Genomic DNA, 19,901 nt, shown 5'->3' with positions numbered 1-19,901 from the left:
CTCTTGCAGCGCAGGTCCTTGCATCAGGATGCAATCGCTTCCACCCCATCCCACCGCACGGAGGTCCCCATGGCGACGAACGTCGCACCCCTCAGCAGTACGGCCGACACGGCCCCCGCCCCCAACGCCGCCCCGGCCACCAGACCCGCCGGATTCGCCCGGCTCCCCTCCCTGACCGGCCTGCGCTTCATCGCCGCCGTCATGGTCTTCCTCTTCCACGCGTCCCTGACCACCGAGCCGCCCCTGAACCCCTTCAGCGGCGACGTCTCGGACTTCTTCCACGCCGCCGCCAGCAAGACGGGGTGGATGGGCGTCACGTTCTTCTTCCTGCTCAGCGGCTTCATCCTCACCTACTCAGCACGCCCTGATGACACACCCCGCAGGTTCTGGCGCCGCCGCCTCGTCAAGCTCTACCCCAGCCACGTGGTCGGCTGGATCGGCGCGATGGTGCTGTTCGCCGCGGCGACCGCCACCTGGCAGCAGTGGCTGCCCAACCTGCTCCTGCTCCAGACGTGGATCCCGGACTACCACACGTACTTGAGCATCAACCCGCCGAGCTGGTCGCTCTCCTGCGAGGTCTTCTTCTACCTCTGCTTCCCCCTGCTGCACCGCTGGATCTCGGCGATCCGGCCCGAGCGGCTGTGGGCGTGGGCCGGCGGCCTCGTCGTCACGATCACCGCGATCCCCGCGCTCGGCTACCTCCTGCTGCCCGACGGCACCATGTCCAACGGCTTCCCGGTCTCCGAGATCCAGTACTGGGCCGTCTACATGCTGCCTCCGGTGCGCACCCTCGACTTCGTCCTCGGCATCGTCATGGCGCGCATCCTCATGACCGGCCGCTGGATCAACCTGGGCATGCTGCCCGCCTGCGGTCTCGTGGTCGTCGGGTACGCGGTCGCCAACGCCACCCCCTGGCTCTTCGGCCTCAACGCGGCGGCACTCATCCCGTTCGCCCTGCTCATCCCGGCCGTCGCCGCCAACGATCTGCGAGGTGACCGTTCGCCGTTCCGCGGGCGCGTGATGGTGTGGCTCGGCGAGGTGTCGTTCGCCTTCTACATCGTCCACAACGTCCTGCTGGTGCACGTCCGTTCACTGATCGGCGAGACGCGGCAGTTCGGGTTCGCCGGGGGCATGGGCGTCATGGCCCTGTACTTCGTGGTGTGCATGGCCTTCGCGTGGCTGCTGCACAAGGGCGTCGAGATGCCGATGATGCGCAGGTTCGCCAAGCCCCGCGCGGAGCGGCGCCCGTAGCGACGACCAGAGCCGGCGCGCCCCGCCCGAGGGTGCGCCGGCTCTTGCGTGCGTCCACATGCTGGTCTCGGGACGGACCTTGACCTATGCTTGCAAAGGCAAGTATTTCACTGCTGTGACGACACCGTGGGGCGCCGAGCCGCTTCCAAGGGGGCCGGGGTTCGGGCGCAGGCGATTACAGGACGGTGAAGGACGGCATGGCGACTGCCGCGCGCGGACGACTCAGTGGCGAACTCGAACTGTGGAGGCAGCTGCTCCTCCTGGTGAACGGGGTCAGCACGACGCTCGACAAGAAGCTCCAGCGCCAACACGGCGTGACAGCATCGGAGTTCACGGCCCTGTCGGTCCTGGGGCGCGGCGCGCTGCGGATGCAGGAGCTGGCCGACTCGGTGGGTTCGAGCCAGTCCACGATGAGCCGTCTGGTCACGCGCCTGGAGAACGAGGACCTGGTCGCCCGTACGGTCGGCGAGGAGGACCGGCGGGTGATGTTCGCCCACCTCACCGCCGAGGGCAAGAAGCTGGTCGCGCAGGCGCAGGGCACGTTCGCCAAGGAGCTGTCGCTCGCCCTCGACATGGCCTCCTTCGAGCCGGAGACGGCGTCCCTGGTGAACCGCCTCCGGCACGCGCCGACGCCTCCGGCACGGTAGCGGGGGCACGGGACAGAGCCCGGAGCCCGGTGGGGGCGGTTCTCACCGCCCCCACCGGGCTCCGGGCTCTGTACGGACGTACGACGCGCGGAAGCGCGCCCCGCGACCGGCTCAGGCGGCCTCAGTCCCGCCCTTCGCCTCACCCTCCGCCTCGCCCTCCGCGAGGAACTCATCCACCAGCTCGGCCAGTTCCGCGGGCTTCTCGAAGACCGCGAAGTGACCGGCGTCCAGCTCGGCGTACCGGCTGCCCTTGATCGCGGCGTGCAGCGCGCGGGAGTGCTGGACCGGGATCATGTTGTCGTGCGTGGCACCGATCACCAGGGTCGGCGCGGTGATCCGGGTCAGGTGCTCGGTGATGTCGAGCTCCAGGTTGAGCGCGATCTGCCGGCCGATGCCCGCGGGGACGCCGCCCGAGACCATCTCCTCGACGCCCGCGACGCCGAAGGAATTGACCTGCGCCGTGGTCCAGCCGTTCAGCTGGAGGAACCGGCCGAACGTTTCGTGGTCGAGCTGGTCGAGGCGGTGCCACAGGTCGAAGTAGAGCTGCTGGCGTGCGTCGTTCTTGATCCAGCCGGTGAGCAGGACGAGGCGGCGCACCTTCTCCGGGTGCTCGGCGGCGTAGGCGGCGACGGCGAGGGCGCCCTGCGACCAGCCCACCAGGTCGACGGGGCCCTCGGCGCTGCTGTCCTCGATCGCGGCGTCGATCTGGGCGATGAGCAGGTCAAGGGTGAGCGGGCCGCCCTCGTCCTCGGTGGCGCCGCTGCCCGAGTAGTTGGGGACGACGACGGTGCGGCGGTCACTGAAGGTGTCGCGCAGCTGGTCGTACGTTCCCGCGTCGCCGCCGGTGCCGTGGACCAGGACGAGGCCGGGACCGGTGCCGGTCTCGAAGTACTCCACCTTGGAGCCGTGCGTCGAAGCGAAAGGCATCGCTTTCTCCTTGTTGTCGTGTCGCTGTCGTGCGGGGAGGGGGGAGCCGCGCCGGTGGGGCCGGCGCGGCGCCGCGGCCCGGGGAGGGACCGCGGAGATCAGGGGGATCAGCCCGCGGAGGGCTCGACGGACTGGGCGTGCCGCAGGATGCCGCGCGGGTCCCAGGCGGCCTTCACGCGTTGCAGGCGCGGGTAGTTGTCCTTGTAGTAGAGGGCGTGCCACGGCGTCGTCGAGGTGTTGTGCGCCGGGTCGCCGAGGTCGACGTCGGCGTAGTTGACGAAGCAGCCGTCGTTGACGCGGCCCGGCGCGGGCACACCGCCGGAAGCGCTGTAGACGTCCCGGTAGAACTCGCGCACCCACGCCAGGTGCCGCTCGTCGTCGGCGGCGTCCTGCCAGAACGCGAGGTACTGGAGCTTCATCACCGAGTCCCGCTGGGCCACCGCGGTCGCGTCCGGGGCGACGGCGTTGACGCGGCCGCCGTATCCCGCGATCAGCAGCAGCGCCGCCGGGTTGGTGTAGTCGGTGCGGGTCAGGTGGTGGTACGCCGCGGAGAGCTGGTCGTCGGGGAAGCTCGCCCGCATGTACGCGGACTTGTCCTCGAAGCGCAGCGTCGGGTCGCCGCCCGCGAACCCGGGCCACTTGGTGGCGTGCAGGAACGGCAGGCGCTGCGTGCTGACTTGAGGCATGACGGGCACGCCCGCGCCGACGGCGGCGACGAACGCGTCCAGGTCGGCCTCGGCGCCGGAGCGGGTGGCGTCGAGCTGCGTCACCATCGTGATCGCGCCCGCCGCCTTGTGGGCCGCCTTGAGCTGGCTGAACAGGTCGAGGTGGGTGGCGTCCGGGCCGCCGTGGGCGACGAACCAGTCGCCGTAGTTCTTCACCAGGCGCTTGAAGCCCGTCTGCGTCAGACCGTCCCAGGACCAGGTGACGGTCGACGTGAGCAGCTCCGCGGGCGGGCGGGGCAGGAGCTTCGCCGGGTCGGAGCCGGTGGCGCCCGGGGTGCGGAGCAGGTACTTGGTGACGATGCCGAAGTTGCCGCCGCCTCCTCCGGTGTGCGCCCACCACAGGTCGCGCAGGCGGGCGTCGGCGCTGTCGCGGGTGGCGACCACCTTGCGTACGGTCTTGTCCTTGTCCACCGTCACGACCTCGACGCCGTGCAGGTGGTCGACGGTGAGGCCGAACAGGCGGGACAGCGCGCCGTAGCCGCCGCCGACGATGTGGCCGCCGGCCGCCACCGACGGGCAGGAGCCGCCGGGCAGCGTGACGCCCCAGCGCTTGAACAGGGTGCTGTAGACGTCGGAGAGCCAGGCGCCGGGCTCCACCACGAAGACCCGCTGACCGGCGTCGTACGTCACCGAGGCCAGCTGCGACAGGTCGATGACGACCTTGATGTCGGAGCTGGTCGTGAAGTCCTCGTAGCAGTGGCCGCCGCTGCGCACCGCGACGCGCTTGCCCGCCGTGACGGCCTCTTTGACGGCGTCGACGACCTGGTCGGCGCCGGTCACCAAACGTACGTAGTCGGGCTTGCCGACCCAGCGCTGGTTGGTGCCGCGGATCAGCTCCGGGTAGCGGGCGTCGTCGGGCCGCACGGTGACGGCCGACGGGGCGGGGGCGGACTCGGCGCGGACGGACGTGGCCCGTACGGGCACGGCCTGTGCGAGGCCCGCGGCGGGAACCGTCGCGCCGAGGGCCACGCCGCCCGCCGCGGCGGAACGCCGCAGGACCCTGCGCCGGGTGAGCTCACTCATCAGTGCTACTCCAGAGAAGTCGGGTGCCACAGGTGGTTGCTGCGGCAGGTGGGGCCGCGGACGACGGGTGCCTGCCTCAGTCGGCCGCGGCGGGAACGCGCGGAGCGGGAGCGGGGTCCACAGGGGTGGAAACGGCGGTGGCACGCTCGGCCCGCCGGTCCTTCCTGAGCTCGTTCGCCGCGAGGCTCATCGCGAGCCAGGAGAGGACCGCCGACGCGGCGATGACCACGCGCAGCCCGAGGTCCCAGCCGAGGAGCTGCCCGCCGAACCACGCGCCGAAGGCGATGCCGATGTTGAAGGCGCCGATGTTGATGGCGATGGCGAGCGTCGGCGCGCCGTCCCCCGCACCCTTGAGGATGCGTGCCTGCAACCCCGGCATGACGGCGAAGTAGGCGGCGCCGAAGACGACGAGCAGGACGAGCAGGAGCCAGGGCACGTCGCCGCCGAGCGCCATCAGGGCGAGGTCGGCGCCGAGCACCGCGAGGACGCCGACGAGCGAGGGCATCAGCGCACGGTCGGCGAGCCTGCCGCCGATGAGGTTGCCGATGAGGGAGCCGCAGCCGACGAGCAGCAGCAGCCAGCTCACGGTCGAGTCGTCGAACCCGCCCATCGAGGTGAGGATGGGGTTCACGAAGGTGTACGCGGTGAAGACGCCCGCCATCGCCAACGCCGTGAGCAGGATGGCGATCTGGACCGTACGGTTGCGCAGCACCCGCAGCTCGGCACCGACGCCACCGGACCCACCGGCGACCGGCACGGGCGCGACGGGCGGCCGCCAGGCGACCAGCGCGAGGGCGAGCAGGCTGAGACCCGCGATGCTCCAGAACGCCGAGCGCCAGCCGAAGTGCTCCTCCAGGAGGACGCCGAGCGGCACCCCGAGCACGGTGGCGAGGTTGAGGCCGACGGCGACCCGCGACACGGCCGAGGCCTCCTTGCCCTTCTCCGCCAGCGAGCCCGCGACGACGATGCAGACCGCGAACAGCGTGCAGTGGGTGATCGCCGAGAGCACGCGTGCGGTCATCAGGACCGCGTACGTGGGGGCCAGCGCGGCGAGCACGTTGCTCGCCGTGAACAGCCCCATCAGGCCGAGCAGCAGCGGGGTGCGGGGCACCCGGCTGCTGGCGAGGGTGACGAGCGGGCCGAGGACCACGACGCCGAGTGCGTACGCCGTCACGAGCAGCCCCGCGTCGGACAGGGAGACGTCCAGGTCACCGGCGATGGCCGGCAGGACACCGGCGACGACCAGCTCCGCGCTGCCGACGCTGAAGACGCAGAGCATCAGGGGGAAGAGGGCAAACGGCATGGCTGTTCCAATGCACGGGTCGGGGGTAAAGGAGAGAGCCGGGGTCAGTCCCAAGGAGAGATCAGGAGCTTGCCGCGGGAGCCGCCCGCCGCGAGCCGCCGGTGCGCCTCGCCCACCTCGGCCAGCGGGAACGTCTCCGCGACCCGCAGGGTGAGCACGCCCTCGTCCACCAGGGCGGAGAGCTTCGCGAGGCGCTCGCCGTCCTGCTCCACGAACGACATCCGTACGTCGATGCCGCGTTCCGCGACGGGCGGGGCCGTCGGCACGATGGAGACGGCGCGCCCACCGTCCCGCACCCCGGCGACGGAGCCGGGCAGTCCCGCCGTCTCCAGGAGGCAGTCGGCGGCGCCGGGCGGCACGGGGCGCTCGTCGGAGTACGCCTCGTGGGCGCCGAGCGCGTGCAGCCGGTCGGCGTCGCCGGGGCGGCCGTACGCGAGCACCTTGAGGCCGCGGGAGACGGCGAGCTGGACGGCGAACCCGCCGACGGCGCCGGTCGCGCCGGTGACGAGCAGGGTGCCGCCGGCCGGCGGGGCGAGGGCGTCGAGTGCCTGGTGGGCGGTGAGCCCGGCCAGCGGCAGCGCGGCGGCGTGCGCGAGGTCGGCGTCGCGCGGGGCCTTCGCGGCCAGTTCCGCGTCGAGTGCGACGTACTGCGCGTGGGTGCCGACCCCGGTGGCCATCTGCGCCGACATGGCGACGACCCGGTCCCCCGCGGTGAAGCGGTCGACCCCGGTGCCGCACTCCTCGACGACTCCGGAGAGGTCCCAGCCGAGGATCATCGGGAAGCCGTGGCCGACGTTCTGGGCCGCCGACCCCGAACGGACCTCCAGGTCCACCGGGTTGACGGCGGAGGCCGCGACCCGGACCAGGATCTGACCCGGCCCCGGAGTGGGGCGGGGCAGCTCGGCCACGGTCAGCAGTTCGGGGCCCCCGTACCGGGGCAGGGTGCTGGCACGCACGTAGATCCTCCTGCGAGTTATGTGATTACGGCAGAACGTAGCAGTCGTTCGGTTCTGCGTTCCCGCCTCTACGGGCAATGCACTCCTACTTCGCCAAGTCCAGGAAATGGCCGATCGCGCTTGCGGTTGATTGCTTGAGAATGCATAGATTAAGCCGCTCTCCACAACCGAGAGGCTCACTCCGAACCAGTTGAGGTGATCCGTGTCCGGGAACAATTCGGCGCTTCTGGGCCGTCCCAGCGAGCACGTCCAGACCGTCGGGTACGGGGCGGCCGGCTCCGTCGGCGACGCCGCCGTCGCGGCTCAGCCCAGCGCGGGGCTGTACGCCTACAGCGAGCGCGTCGACTCGTGGGTCGTCCGTACCGCCAAGCCCGTCAGCTACGAAGTGCGCGTCGCCGACGGCCTGTTCGACTTCGAGCGCACGGACCTCCTGGCACCGGCCGCGGCCCCCGGCAAGCGCCTGCGCCGGTTCGTGGTGCTCGACTCCGACGTCGACCTGCTCCACGGCAACCGCATCCGCGCCTACTTCGACTACCACGACGTCGAGCACGTCATCTGCGTCGTACCGGCCGACGAGACCGTCAAGAGCTTCGAGACCGCGGCCCGTATCGTCGAGGAGCTCGACGCGTTCGGCGTGGACCGGCGCCGCGAGCCCCTCATCGTCATCGGCGGCGGCGTCCTCATGGACATCGTCGGCCTGGCGAGCAGCCTCTACCGCCGCGGCACCCCGTTCATCCGCGTCCCCACCACCCTGATCGGCCTGGTCGACGCGGGCGTGGGCGCCAAGACCGGCGTCAACTTCAACGGGCACAAGAACCGGCTCGGCACCTACTTCCCCGCCGACCTCACCCTCCTGGACCGCACCTTCCTCGCCACGCTCGACCGCCGCCACATCGGCAACGGGCTCGCCGAGATCCTCAAGATCGCCCTGATCAAGGACGCCCGCCTCTTCGACCTCCTGGAGAGCCACGGACCGCTCCTCCTGAACGAGAAGTTCCAGGGTGAGAGCGAGTCGGGCGAGGACGCCGCGCGCGAGGTCGTGCACCGCGCCATCCAGGGCATGCTGGAAGAGCTGCAGCCCAACCTGTGGGAGACCAAGCTGGAGCGCTCGGTCGACTACGGCCACACCTTCAGCCCCACCGTCGAGATGCGCGCCCTGCCCGCGCTGCTGCACGGCGAGGCGGTCTGCGTCGACATGGCGCTGACCACCGCACTCGCCCGCCGCCGCGGCCTGATCGACGACGCGGACGCGCGACGCGTCTACGACGTGATGCACGGGCTCGAACTGCCCGCCTGGGACGACCTCCTGGACCAGCCGGAACTCCTGACGGCCGCGCTCCTCGACACCGTCCGCCACCGCAACGGCCAGCAGCGCCTGCCGCTCCCCGTGGGCATCGGCGACGTCACCTTCGTCAACGACGTCACTGAGCGCGAACTCCTCGACGCGGTCGCCGAGTTGCGGGTCGCCGGGCGCGGGCGTGACCTCGTGGAGGGACACCATGTCTGAGACCGCGTACGCCCCGGCACCCGACGCGCAGACCTTCTCCGCGTACGGCGGTGGCGGTGGCGGTGGCGGTGGCGGTCGTGACGTGATCATCGGTGACGTCAGCGGACCCGCCCACATCCACGGCGTGCACGGCACCACCGGCGTGACCCGCTGGAAGGCCCTCGCGTCCGGCGCGGACCTGCACGGAGGCTGGGAGGCCGTCGAGTGGGCGTGCGTCCCGCCGGGCGGCGTGAGCGGTGAGCACCTGCACACCCGGACCGAGGAGGTCTACTTCATCCTCTCCGGGACCGGCGAGATCTACCTCGACGGCACCGCCCACCCGATCGCCCCGGGCTCGATGGTCCTCACCGGCCTCGGCACCGTCCACGGCCTGCGCAACACGGGCGACAGCGATCTGGCCTGGCTGGTCATCGAGATGCGGTCACCCCGCTTCAGCGAGGCGCTCGGCGCGACCGCCGCCCCCGTCGACACCCCCACGCCCACCCCCACCCCCGCTTCCGCTTCCGCTTCCGCCAAGGAGGAGCCCCCGGTGCCCACCGCACGCCTTCACGACCTACGAGCCGAACGCTCCGTCTCCCCCGCCGGCGTCTTCACGGGCCCCCTGCGCACGCTCGCCCTGGAGACGGTCGACGCCTCCGGCACCGTCGAGCTGACGGCCGACGGGCGCGAGCACATGGTGTTCGTGCTCTCCGGCACGGGCTGGGTCGAGAACGGCAGCGACACCGCGGAGCTCCACCCGGGCACGGCCGTGACGCTGCCGCTCGGCACCCGCGCCCGCATCGGCGCGGACCGCGAGGACGGCCTGGAGTTCTTCCACGCCGAGGTCGCCGTCGCGTCGCCGGGGTCCGACCGGTGATCGTCAGCGAACCCGCCAGGCCCTCCCTGCGCGGCGACGGCGGCACCTGGCGCTGCCTCGCCCGTCGGGGCATGTTGCACAGCGAGTGCGAGTCCTTCGAACAGATCCGCCTCTCTCCCGGCGCCACCTGGGCGCACGAGCCGGGCCACGGCACCGAGGCCGCGCTCTACGCCGTCGCCGGGTCGGCGTCGGTGGACTCCGATGCCAGTGCCGGGCGCGTGCTCGACGCCGGTGGCGCGCTGCTCGTCGAGGCGCGCGCCGCGGTGCGGGTGACCGCCGGAGCCGAGGGGCTCGACCTCCTCGCCGTACGCGTGCTGCCCGCCGATGTCGCCTCCGTGCTCCCCGTCCGGGTGCCGGAGCTGCCGACGCGCGAGCAGACCCCGATTTTCCGCCCGCCGACCGAAGACGGGCGCTGATTGAGGAGCAGACACGTTGGCTGAACACCACGAAAAAGTGCTGCCGCCCACGGACGACCTGCTGTGCGGCCGCTGGCCCAACGGCTCCATGAAGGCCGCCGCGGTCATGGACGTCAACAAGGTCGGCCAGGTGGAGGTGGAGATACCGGGCCCCGAGCTCGGCTATGTCCTGGTGGCCCCCACGACGGTCGGCATCTGCGGTACGGACCTCGAACTCCTGCACGGCACGGCCAGTTACGTGCGGGACGGCAGGGCCACCATGCCCCACGTGTTCGGCCACGAGTGGGTCGGACGTGTGGTGGCGATCGCCGGGAACTGCCAGTACTCACGGCAGCTGCAGATCGGCGACCGCGTCGTCGGGCAGACCATGCTCTCCTGCGGGGGCTGCCGGGCCTGCCAGCGCGGCCACCGCAACGAGTGCTCGCAGCTCAAGGAGGTCGGCCTCTACGGCCAGCAGGGCGCGGCAGCCGAGTTCATCAGGCTCCCCGCCCAGTCCCTGACGAAGGTCCCGCCGGGCGTCGACGACTTCGCCGCCGCGCTCGCGGAACCCGCGGTCACGGTGCTCGCGGCGCTGGACAAGGTCGGGGTCTTCCCCGGCGAACGCGTCCTCGTCTTCGGCACCGGCACGATGGGCCTGCTCGCCGTGCAGATGGCGCGCCGCGTCGCGGGCACGGTCGACGTGGTCGGCATCGACGACGCGGGCATCGGCGCCGCGCTGCGCATGGGGGCGGAGCACGCCTTCCTGCCCGGTGAGGCGCGCGACGGCGACTACGACGTCGTCATCGAGGCGTCCGGCGCGGTGCCGGCCCTCCTCGAGGCGCTGCGGGTCGCCGACGTCGGGGGCCGGATCGCGGCGGTGGGCGTGCCCAGCGACCCGCTGCCGGCCGTCGACGCCTCGGAGCTCGTGCTGCGCGGCGTCACCATGACCGGCGTACGGCACGGGCTCGACTACTACGAGCGCGCGCTGCGGCTCTTCTCCGACGGCGTCCTGTCGGCGAAGGGCATGATCGCCGACGTCTTCGAGCTGGCCGACGTCGACAAGGCGTTCGAGCTCCTGGAAAGGGGGCGTCGGGCCGCTCCCAAGGTGGCCCTGTCACTGACTCCCCGCCCCTGAAGGGGCCGTGGCCGGCGACCGCCCCTGACGCTTCCCTCCCCCGGCTGCGTCAGGGGCTTCCGGCCCCACCTCACCTCGCCCCACCCCGTTTCCACCCTGATCAGGAAGGACACCCCATGAACCGCCCCATCGCCGTTGTCACCGGCGCCAGTTCGGGCATCGGCGCGGCCGTGGCCGAGGCGCTCGCCGCCGCCGGTTTCGACCTCGTCGTCGGCTACGGACGGCAGGCGGACGCCGCCAAGGAGATCGCCGACGGGCTCGCCGTGCGGCACGGCGTACGGGCCGGGACCCTCGGGCTCGACCTGACCGACCCCGCCGCCGCGGGCGAGGCCCTGCGGGACTGCGTCGACGCGTTCGGCGGCATCGACGTACTGGTCAACAACGCGGGCCTGAACCGGCGCGCCTCGGTAGTCGAGGAGAACCTCCAGGACTGGCAGCGCATCCTCGACGTCAACCTGACCAGCCCGTTCCGGCTGAGCCAGGTCGCCGTCGAGCGCATGATCGCGCAGGGCCGCGGCGGCCGCATCATCAACATCACCAGCATCCACGAGCACATCCCGATCGGGGAGGGCAGCACGTACTGCGCCGCCAAGGGCGGCCTCGGCGCGCTCACCAAGGCCATGGCGCTCGACCTGGCCGGGCACGGCATCACCGTCAACGCCGTGGCACCCGGCGAGACCGCGACGCCGATGAACAACGTGCCCGCAGGACTGGACGCCGCCGACATCGCCCGCCCCGCCATCCCCGCGGGCCGCCCCGGCCGCCCGGACGAGGTCGCCGCCCTCGTCGCCTACCTGGCGTCGCCCGCCGCCGCCTACACCACCGGCACGTCGACCCTCGTCGACGGCGGCATGGCCCTCTCCGCGGCGGTCGCCAACGCCGCCCACGCCGGCACGGTCTGACCCCGGCCGCCCCCAACCCTGGAGCAGAACATGTCACCCACAGCCCCGCCGGAGACCCGGGCCACCACGACCGACCGGACCGCCGCCGCCCCCTCCATCCCCACCGCCCGCAACGTCGACCACTACGCCTACACCGTCGCGGACCTGGACGCGGCCGTGGACTTCTGCACCACGGTGCTGGGCGCCGACGTCCTCTACCGGCTCGGCCCGGTCGAGGAGCCGGACAGCGACTGGATGGAGCGCCAGCTCGGCGTCCACCCGCGGGCCAGCACGCACATCGCGATGCTGCGCCTGGGCCCGGACAGCAACCTGGAGCTGTTCCAGTACACCGCGCCCGAACAGCGCACCCAGGCTCCGGAGTTCACCGACGTCGGCGGCCACCACATCGGCATCCACGTGGGCGACCTGGACGTGGCCCTCGCCAAGGCCGCCCGGTCCCCGCACGTCCGCGTCCTGGGCGAGCCGCGCACCGACACGAGCGGCCCGACGGCGGGCAACCGCTGGATCCACCTGCTCACCGACTGGGGCATGCGACTCGAACTCCGCGAACTGGCACCCGAGTTGCCGTACGAGCGCGACACCGCGGCGCGCGTCTACCGCCCCGCCGGTGACTGGCCGCGCGGCCTGCCCGGCGCCCTCGGCATCGGCCACGTCGGCTACTCCGTGGCCGACCTGGACGAGGCCGTCGCCTTCTTCACCGGACCGATGGGCGGCGAACTCGCCTACCGCACCACCGAGTCGGTGGACGCGCCGACGGCCCGCCGCCAGTACGCGGTCCAGGACCCCTTCCGCAAGGACACCGCGGCGATCCGCCTCGGCCCGGTCACCACCGTCGAGCTCAGCAGCTACGAGATCGAGGGCCGCCGCACGGAACGCCCGCGCAACAGCGACGTGGGCGGCCACCACCTGGCGTTCTTCGTCGACGACGTCGAGCGGGCCGCCGCGTGGCTCGCGGCGACGGACGGCGCCGAGGTGCTCGGCGAGCCGCAGCTCATCGAGGACGGCGGCCCGATCCACGGCGACCGCTGGGTCTACTTCCGCGGCGTCGGCGGATTCCAGCTCGAGGTGCTCAACATGCCGCCCGGCATGCCGTACGAGCAGCACACCGCGGCGCGCAGGTTCGGCCCGAGCCCGCGGTGGACCAACCGCTGACAGCGCGGCGACAAGCAACAGAAAGAGGTGGGGGAATGCGCTGGACCGACATCTACGTGGAGAGCGCGGCCGCCGAGTTCGGAGAGCCGCAGACCGGTCAGGAGGCGGTGGACCTCGGTCTGCTGCCCGCCGAGGAGATCGAGCGGAGCGCACAGCGCTCCGTGTCGGTGAGCGACGGGCGCAGCGCGCCGGAACTCGCGGCGGCCGCGGGCCGTACGGCGCTCGCGCGCAGCGGCAGGGACCCGCGGGACGTGGGGCTGCTCATCCACGCGGACTGCTGGTACCAGGGGCTCGACTTCTGGAACACGGCCGCGTACGTCCAGGACCAGGTGCTCGGCCACGGCGACTGTGTGGCGTACGAGCTGCGGCAGATGTCCAACGGCGGGATGAGCGCCCTGGAGAACGCGGCGGCGCGGCTCGCGGCGATCCCCGACACGGGGGCCGCGCTGGTCACCACGGGCGACCGGTTCGCGGACCCGGCGTTCCCCCGCTGGAGCACCGACCGGGGCCTGGCGTTCGGCGACGCGGGGACGGCCGTCGTCCTGTCCCGCACGCCGGGGGCGCTGCGCCTGGTCGCCACGTCGTCGTACTCGCAGCCGATGCTGGAGGGCCTGCACCGCGGGGACGAGCCGTTCCTGCCGAGCGGGAGCGGGACGGGCCCGCTCGACCTGGTGGCGCGCAAGAAGGGGTTCCTGCGCGGGCGTTCCCAGGACGAGATCACGACGCGCAACGAGACGGGCATGATGTCCGCCGTCAAGACGTGCCTCGCGGAGGCCGACGCGGACATCCACGAGATGACCGCCGTGGTCGTCCCGTTCTTCGGCGCCCGGCTCTCCCGACTCCAGTGCCTGGCCCCGCTCGGCATCCAGCCCGAGGTGACGCTTCAGGAATTCGGCCTGACGGTCGGCCACTTGGGCGCGGGCGACCAGGCGGCGGGCCTGGCGAAGCTCCTGGCGGACGACGCGCTGAGCAGCGGCGACCGGGTGCTGCTCGTGGGGGTGGGCGCGGGCTTCAGCTGGACGTGCGCGGTCCTGGAGCGGAGCTGACTCCGGTGACGTATGTGACGGCATTCGACGCATTCGATGCATTCGACGCGAGGGATACGAGGAGAGGGTGGGGGCGATGAATCACGCCTGGAAGCGATTGCGGGCCGAGGGCGTCGACGTATGGATCGACGTAACGGCAACCGCTGAGAACGCGGCGCGCGAGATCCGCCGCGCGCTCGCGGAGGGCGAGGTGGCGGGCGCCCGCATGGGCACCGCGCACGACGACCCCGCGGGCGGCCACGTCACGGCCGACGGGATCAGGCGGGCCTGCGATCAGCTCCTCCCCCACCACCGGGCGAGCGGCGGCACCAAGGGCCTGGTCTCCGTCCCCCTCCCCACGGCCCCGCCGGACGCTACCGACGCCGAGACCGACTCCGACACCGATTCCGGTGTCTGGGCGGCGCGGGCCCGCGCCCTGCGCGACGAGATCGACCGCCCCAACCTCGTCGTACGCCTCCCCGAGGAGGCGGCCGACACGGCGACCCTGCGATCACTGCTGGCGCTGGACGTAGCGGTGGAGGTGTCCGGGGTGTGCTCCCCGCGCCGGTACGGGCAGGTGGCCACGGCCCTCCTGTCGGCACTGTCCGCGCGGACCGCGCTGGAGGGGTCGGCCCGCGCGGCCTCCTTCCTCTCCTTCGACGTGACGGGCGTCGAACGCCACGTCGACGCCCGCCTCGACCTCATCGGCTCCGACGAGGCCAAGGCGCTCCGCGGCCGCGCGGGAGTGGCGTGCGCCCGCCTCGCGCACCGTACGCACGAGATGACGTTCTCCTCGGCACGCTGGGGAGCGCTCGCGGCCGCGGGCACCCCGGAACCGAAGCTCCTGTGGGTGACGGGCGGCGCCTCCCCGTACCGCGCGGCGCACTACGTGCAGGAGCTGGTGACGAGGGGCACGGCCACGGCGATGCGCCCGGCCGCGGCGCACGCGCTGGCGGAGGCGGGCACGGTGAGCGGCGACCGGGTGTGGCGCCACTACGCCGACGCGGAACGGACGTTGGCGTACCTGAACTGGTTCGGCATCTCGATGGAGACGGTGGCGGCGGGTACACACGGCTCACCACGGACGCTCGCGGCAGCGACGGCGCCCCGTGCGGACAAGCCCCATCCGCCCGTCCGCCCGCACCGTGCGGCCCACCAGGCCCACAGACGGCTGACCCCGGCCTGATCCGCCGACCTCACCCACCGTCGTCGGCCGCGCAGGACTCGCCGCTCTTGGGCGTCTCCCCGTACAGCAGGAACCCGTTCACCTTGTCCTGGACACACGTGGACCCCAGATAACCGGTGTGCCCGTCCCCCTTGTTGTCCAGGACGACGGCCTGCGAACCGAGGCGGCGCGCGGTCTCCTCCGTCCACCGGTAGGGCGTGGCCGGGTCACCGCGCGTGCCGACGAGCAGCAGCTTGGGCGTCTTCACGTCACGTACGTCCTCCCGGATGTAACTCGTCCCGGCCGGCCGCCCGAAGCAGAGCAGGACGGGCATCAGCATCGACTTGCCGAAGACGGGCGACGCGTCGTCGAACTGCTTCTGCAGCCTGCCGACTTCCTTCTCTATGTGGGCGGCGTCGGGCCGGTCGGGGTCGTCGGCGCAGTTCACGGCCATGAGAGCGGCAGCCATGTTGTCGGGGGGCATGTTGTCGGAGGGCATGTCCTCGCCTGCCGACGGCACAGCGGGCGGCCTCCCCGGAATGCCCGTATGCGACAGTCCCCCGCTCATCCGTATCAGCGCCCGAGGATCACCGTCCGCGAGCAGCGCCCCCAGCGCCTGCGAGAGCGCGGGCCACGCCTGCCTGCTGTACAGGGCCTGACCGAGTACGCCGACGACGTCCTGGCCGGTGAACTCGGCGCCGTCCATGGAGCGCAGCGGCATCTGGTCCATGTCCTTGATGAGCCTGACCATGCCCTTGCGCGCGCTGCGCGAGTCCGTGCCGAAGACGCAGCCCGCGTTGCCGGTGCACCAGGTGAGGAAGTTGTCGAGAGCGGTCTGGCGGCCCTCGGCGGTCACGAGGGACTGCTCGGCGACGGGTTCGGTGAGCGTGTCGACGCCGTCGAGGACCATCCGTCCGACGCTCTTCGGGAACTGCGCGGCGTACACGGCGCCCAGCCGCGTGCCGTACGAGAACCCCAGGTAGTTGAGCTTCTTGTCGCCGAGGGCCTGGCGCATGACGTCCAGGTCGCGGGAGACGTTGACGGTCCCCATGTGCGGCAGGACGGGCCCCGACTTCTTCGCGCACTCGGCGGCCACCTTGCGCATCTCCGCGAGCACGGCGGCCGCGTCACCCGTTCCGCCGGACGAGGGACCGGTGCTCTCCTCCGCGTCGCCGCAGCTGACCGGCTCGCTCCGGCCGACGCCGCGCGGGTCGAAGGAGACGACGTCGTAGTCCTTGCTGAGGAAACCGAAGTCCTTCTGGGCCCCGGCGAGTGCGGATACGCCGGGTCCGCCCGGCCCGCCGAAGTTCAGCAGCAGGGAGCCGCGCGGCTTGCCGCTCGCGCTGGACTTCATCCGGATCATCGCGACGTCGACGTCACCCGCGTCGGGGTCCGCGTAGTCGAGCGGCACGCTCACGTGCCCGCACCGGATGTCCTCGGCGCCGCCCGTGGCCTCCGCCATGGCCTCGGTGTCGCCCTTGCAGGCGCCCCATTCGATCTTCTGCGTGTAGTAGCGCGCCAGATCGGGCCGCCCGCTGTCGTCACCGGCGGCGGCCATGCCCGCTCCCACGACGACCAGCACGGTGACGCCGGCGACTGCACAAGCTCCGCGCACGGCAACCTCCCAGGGTGTGCCCCTCGGCTCACCCTAAGCGCGCCCCACGCGCCTCGCCCGTCCGGCGCAGACCCGCACTCACCCTCCGTGACAACCCTCACCCACCGTCACTCCCGCCGTTCCAGAATCGCGGTCACCCCTTGCCCGCCCGCCGCGCAGAGGGAGATGAGCCCGCGCCCGGGCCGCCCCCGCTCGGCGAGGAGCTTGGCCAGCGTGGCGACGATCCGCGCCCCGGTGGCCGCGAAGGGATGCCCGGTGGCGAGGGAGGACCCGGCGACGTTCAACCGCTCCCGGTCCACCGTGCCGAGCCCCCGCTCCTCCCAGGCGGCGAGCGTGGCGAGCACCTGCGAGGCGAAGGCCTCGTGCACTTCCACGAAGTCGAAGTCCCCCAGTCCGAGCCCGGCGCGCTCCAGCATCCGGGGCACGGCGTACGTGGGTGCCATCAGGAGCCCGTCCTCGCCCCCGGCGACATCACCGTGCACGAAGTCCACGGCGGCCGTCTCGCAGGCGACGAGGTGCGCCAGCGGTTCGAGGCCTCGCGCCGCGGCCCACTCGTCGCTCCCCAGCAGTACGACGGCCGCGCCGTCCGTCAGCGGAGTGGAGTTCCCCGCGGTCATGGTCGCCCCGCCGCCCGCCACCCCGAACACGGGCTTCAGTCCGCCCAGTTGCCCCACGGTCGACCCCGGCCGCAGATTCTGGTCCCGCGTGAGCCCTTCGTACGGCACGACGAGATCGTCCAGGAACCCCCGCTCGTACGCGGCCGCGAGCCGCTGATGACTGGCCGCGGCGAGCTCGTCCTGCGCCGCCCGCGTGATCCCCCACTTCCGCGCGGTCACGGCGGCGTGCTCGCCCATGGAGAGCCCGGTCCGCGGCTCGGCGTTGCGCGGGATGTCGGGCACGAGGTGCCGCGGCCGTACGCCGCCCAGCGCCCGCAGCCGCCCGCCCACGGACCTGGCGCGCCGGGCCGCGAGCAGCACCCGCCGCAGCTCGTCGTTGACCCCGAGCGGAGCGTCGCTCGCCGTGTCGGATCCGCCGGCGATGCCGGACTCGACCTGCCCGAGCATGACCTTGTTGGCCACGGCGACGACGGCCTGCATCCCGGTTCCGCAGGCCTGTTGCAGGTCGTAGGCGGGCGTACGGGAGTCGAGGGCGGACCCGAGGACGACCTCCCTGGCGAGGTTGAAGTCCCGGCTGTGCTTGAGCACGGCGCCCGCGACGAGCTCGCCGACCACGCCCTCCCCCCGGAGGCCGTGCCGCTCGACAAGCCCGTCGACGACGGCGGTCAGCATGTCCTGGTTGGACGAGGTGGCGTACGGCCCGTCGGAACGGGCGAAAGGTATGCGGGTGCCGCCGAGGACGGCGACGCGGCGCACAGAGGGAAGACTCATGTCTCGACCAGCTCCTGACCCTTGAGTAACCTTACTCCGAAGTAAATTTACGACCGAGCTGGGAGTTGGACAATGGCCGACCGCTACCTGACCTTCACCGCCACCGGACCCGGCCGCTTCCTCACCCGCCGCCTGGGCCTGCCCCAGCCGACGCGACTGCACCGCTGGTCCCGCGAACACCCGTCCCTGACCGGTGAGTTGCTGCTCCTCACCGCCTCCCCGGCCTCCCCCTACGCCACGGACCTCCCGACCCTCCTGGCCTCGACGTCCCTGACCGTCACCACAACGCCGGGCCGTCCCACGGCCGTTGTCGTCGACGCCACGGACATCACGGACACGCGCTCGCTCACCGAGGTGTACGCGGTGCTGCACCCGGTGGTCCGGGACGTCGCCGACAACGGCCGCGTCCTGATCCTCGGCTCCCCGCCCGACCCGGCGGACCACCATCAGGCGGCGGCACAGCAGGCCCTGGAAGGTTTCCTGCGTTCCCTCGCGAAGGAGCTCGGCCGCGGCCGCACCGCCAACCTCGTCCGCGTCACCGGCCCGATAGCCACCGCCGAATCGACGCTCCGCTTCCTGCTCTCCCCCAAGTCGGCGTACGTCACCGGCCAGGTCATCGAGACCGGCCCCGCCGAGACGGTGGCCGCCCCGGCCGACCGAAACCGTCCGCTGGCCGGCCGCACCGCCCTCGTCACGGGCGCGGGGCGCGGCATCGGCGCGGCGGTCGCGGAGGTCCTCACCCGCGACGGCGCCCGGGTCGCGCTCCTCGACGTACCGTCCGCCCAGGCCGACCTGGCCCGCCTGGCCGACCGCCTCGACGGCGGCACGGCGCTCCCCCTCGACATCACGGCGCCCGACGCGGGCGAACGGATCGCCGCGGCGCTGCCCGACGGCCTCGACGTCCTCGTCCACAACGCGGGCATCACGCGGGACCGCAAGCTGGCGAACATGGCGCGGGACCGCTGGACCTCGGTCCTCGACGTCAACCTCACCTCCGTCCTCGCCGTCACCGACACGCTCCTCAAGACCGGCACGCTCCGCCGCGGGGGGTGCGTCGTCGCCACGGCGTCGATCGCCGGGATCGCGGGCAACGCGGGCCAGACGAACTACGCGGCGAGCAAGGCGGGTGTCATCGGGCTCGTACGGTCGTTGGGGCCTCGGGCGCTCGCGGAGCACGGGGTGACGGTGAACGCGGTGGCGCCCGGCTTCATCGAGACGAGGATGACGGCGGCGGTCCCTCTCCTCATCCGCGAAGCGGGGCGCCGCATGAACTCCCTCGCGCAGGGTGGCCTTCCCGTCGACGTCGCCGAGACGGTGTCCTGGCTGGCGCAGGGAGGCGTCAACGCCCAGACGGTCCGAGTCTGCGCGCAAAGCCTCCTGGGCGCGTGACCGGTGCCCCCTGCGACGCCCCGCTCCGCACTAGCGCCAACCCCACCGCTCCGCGGCGGATCACTCCCACCCGCCCGCCCGTTCACCCCGCGACGCCCCGTCCCGTAGGAGCGCCAAGACCGCCGCTTCGCGGCGGATGTTCCCCACCCGCCCGCCCGTTTGCCCCGCGACGTCCAGCGGGAGTAGGGGCAAGGGCTGCGGTCCCACCGGGCCGCAGCCGCGAGCGCGCCGGAGGGGACGTGGGGGTATGTGCGCACGGAGCACCGAGCACACCCCCACGGCCGGGAATGTCGGGCGCGGCGCAGGGATAGCGAGTACGTACATACCCCCGCGGCCCCGCCCCCACAGACGAACCGAAGGCGCACCCACCCCCACCGACCCGCACCCGCCCGCGAGACGCGAGGGGACGTAGGGGTATGTGCGCGCGGCGCAGGGATAGCGAGTACGTACATACCCCTACGGCCCCGCCCCACAGACGAACCGAAGGCGCACCCACCCGACCCGCACCCGCACCCGCACCCGCACCCAGAAACGGACCGA

17 protein-coding genes are annotated in these 19,901 nt (G+C 72.4%); 11 read left to right on the top strand and 6 right to left on the bottom strand.

Translation table 11 applies throughout. The features are described 5' to 3' along the window. The first annotated feature begins 69 nt into the window (after positions 1 to 69). Entirely contained in the window at positions 70 to 1,251 is a 1,182-nt protein-coding gene (locus tag NOO62_RS23250; protein ID WP_268772826.1) for an acyltransferase family protein, read from the top strand. A 197-nt stretch (positions 1,252 to 1,448) separates the two neighbouring features. Continuing rightward, complete coding sequence (locus NOO62_RS23245) at positions 1,449 to 1,898, top strand: MarR family transcriptional regulator (protein WP_268772825.1); 450 nt, start codon at positions 1,449 to 1,451, stop codon at positions 1,896 to 1,898. A gap of 111 nt (positions 1,899 to 2,009) precedes the next feature. Here NOO62_RS23245 and NOO62_RS23240 read toward each other — a convergent pair whose 3' ends face one another. From NOO62_RS23240 to NOO62_RS23225, 4 genes are all read right to left on the bottom strand, one after another. Continuing rightward, positions 2,010 to 2,825 (bottom strand): alpha/beta fold hydrolase, encoded by an 816-nt coding sequence (locus NOO62_RS23240; RefSeq protein WP_268772824.1) that lies wholly within the window; start codon positions 2,823 to 2,825, stop codon positions 2,010 to 2,012. Between the two features lie 107 nt (positions 2,826 to 2,932). Further along, positions 2,933 to 4,573: an FAD-binding oxidoreductase gene (locus tag NOO62_RS23235; protein ID WP_268772823.1), complete on the bottom strand. Its 1,641-nt coding sequence runs from the start codon at positions 4,571 to 4,573 to the stop codon at positions 2,933 to 2,935. 76 nt (positions 4,574 to 4,649) lie between these two features. After that, positions 4,650 to 5,876 carry an MFS transporter gene (locus NOO62_RS23230; RefSeq protein ID WP_268772822.1) on the bottom strand — a complete coding sequence of 409 codons (1,227 nt, stop codon included), beginning with the start codon at positions 5,874 to 5,876 and terminating at the stop codon, positions 4,650 to 4,652. A gap of 44 nt (positions 5,877 to 5,920) precedes the next feature. Beyond that, positions 5,921 to 6,832 carry an NADP-dependent oxidoreductase gene (locus tag NOO62_RS23225; RefSeq protein ID WP_268772821.1) on the bottom strand — a complete coding sequence of 304 codons (912 nt, stop codon included), beginning with the start codon at positions 6,830 to 6,832 and terminating at the stop codon, positions 5,921 to 5,923. Positions 6,833 to 7,034: 202 nt separating this feature from the next. On the opposite strand from NOO62_RS23225, the gene NOO62_RS23220 reads away from it, so the two are divergent. From NOO62_RS23220 to NOO62_RS23185, 8 genes are all read left to right on the top strand, one after another. Then, positions 7,035 to 8,339 (top strand): sedoheptulose 7-phosphate cyclase, encoded by a 1,305-nt coding sequence (locus NOO62_RS23220; protein WP_268772820.1) that lies wholly within the window; start codon positions 7,035 to 7,037, stop codon positions 8,337 to 8,339. Next, complete coding sequence (locus NOO62_RS23215; protein ID WP_268772819.1) at positions 8,332 to 9,195, top strand: cupin domain-containing protein; 864 nt, start codon at positions 8,332 to 8,334, stop codon at positions 9,193 to 9,195. Before NOO62_RS23220 ends, NOO62_RS23215 begins: the two co-directional genes overlap by 8 nt. Then, positions 9,192 to 9,611: a hypothetical protein gene (locus tag NOO62_RS23210; RefSeq protein WP_268772818.1), complete on the top strand. Its 420-nt coding sequence runs from the start codon at positions 9,192 to 9,194 to the stop codon at positions 9,609 to 9,611. The genes NOO62_RS23215 and NOO62_RS23210 overlap by 4 nt, the downstream gene beginning before the upstream one ends. A gap of 16 nt (positions 9,612 to 9,627) precedes the next feature. Beyond that, on the top strand, positions 9,628 to 10,725 hold the full coding sequence (locus NOO62_RS23205; protein WP_268772817.1) for a zinc-dependent alcohol dehydrogenase: 1,098 nt from the start codon (positions 9,628 to 9,630) through the stop codon (positions 10,723 to 10,725). A 116-nt stretch (positions 10,726 to 10,841) separates the two neighbouring features. Then, positions 10,842 to 11,627 (top strand): SDR family oxidoreductase, encoded by a 786-nt coding sequence (locus NOO62_RS23200; RefSeq protein ID WP_268772816.1) that lies wholly within the window; start codon positions 10,842 to 10,844, stop codon positions 11,625 to 11,627. 30 nt (positions 11,628 to 11,657) lie between these two features. Beyond that, complete coding sequence (locus NOO62_RS23195; RefSeq protein ID WP_268772815.1) at positions 11,658 to 12,779, top strand: VOC family protein; 1,122 nt, start codon at positions 11,658 to 11,660, stop codon at positions 12,777 to 12,779. 35 nt (positions 12,780 to 12,814) lie between these two features. Then, positions 12,815 to 13,825 carry a ketoacyl-ACP synthase III family protein gene (locus tag NOO62_RS23190; protein ID WP_268772814.1) on the top strand — a complete coding sequence of 337 codons (1,011 nt, stop codon included), beginning with the start codon at positions 12,815 to 12,817 and terminating at the stop codon, positions 13,823 to 13,825. 76 nt (positions 13,826 to 13,901) lie between these two features. Next, a complete protein-coding gene (locus tag NOO62_RS23185; protein WP_268772813.1) occupies positions 13,902 to 14,990 on the top strand; it encodes a transaldolase family protein in 1,089 nt (362 codons plus the stop codon). A gap of 10 nt (positions 14,991 to 15,000) precedes the next feature. On the opposite strand, the gene NOO62_RS23180 is transcribed toward NOO62_RS23185, so the two are convergent. Both NOO62_RS23180 and NOO62_RS23175 read right to left on the bottom strand, forming a co-directional pair. Continuing rightward, on the bottom strand, positions 15,001 to 16,584 hold the full coding sequence (locus tag NOO62_RS23180; RefSeq protein WP_321170596.1) for an alpha/beta hydrolase: 1,584 nt from the start codon (positions 16,582 to 16,584) through the stop codon (positions 15,001 to 15,003). A 107-nt stretch (positions 16,585 to 16,691) separates the two neighbouring features. Continuing rightward, a complete protein-coding gene (locus tag NOO62_RS23175; RefSeq protein WP_268772812.1) occupies positions 16,692 to 17,972 on the bottom strand; it encodes an acetyl-CoA C-acetyltransferase in 1,281 nt (426 codons plus the stop codon). Positions 17,973 to 18,044: 72 nt separating this feature from the next. Here NOO62_RS23175 and NOO62_RS23170 point away from each other — a divergent pair, with 72 nt between their 5' ends. Further along, positions 18,045 to 19,361, top strand: coding sequence for a 3-oxoacyl-ACP reductase (locus NOO62_RS23170; protein WP_268772811.1), 1,317 nt, complete (start codon positions 18,045 to 18,047; stop codon positions 19,359 to 19,361). Positions 19,362 to 19,901 lie beyond the last annotated feature (540 nt).

It is taken from the genome of Streptomyces sp. Je 1-369, assembly GCF_026810505.1.
Taxonomy (GTDB): domain Bacteria; phylum Actinomycetota; class Actinomycetes; order Streptomycetales; family Streptomycetaceae; genus Streptomyces.
This window is presented reverse-complemented; position numbering and strand designations above follow the sequence as displayed.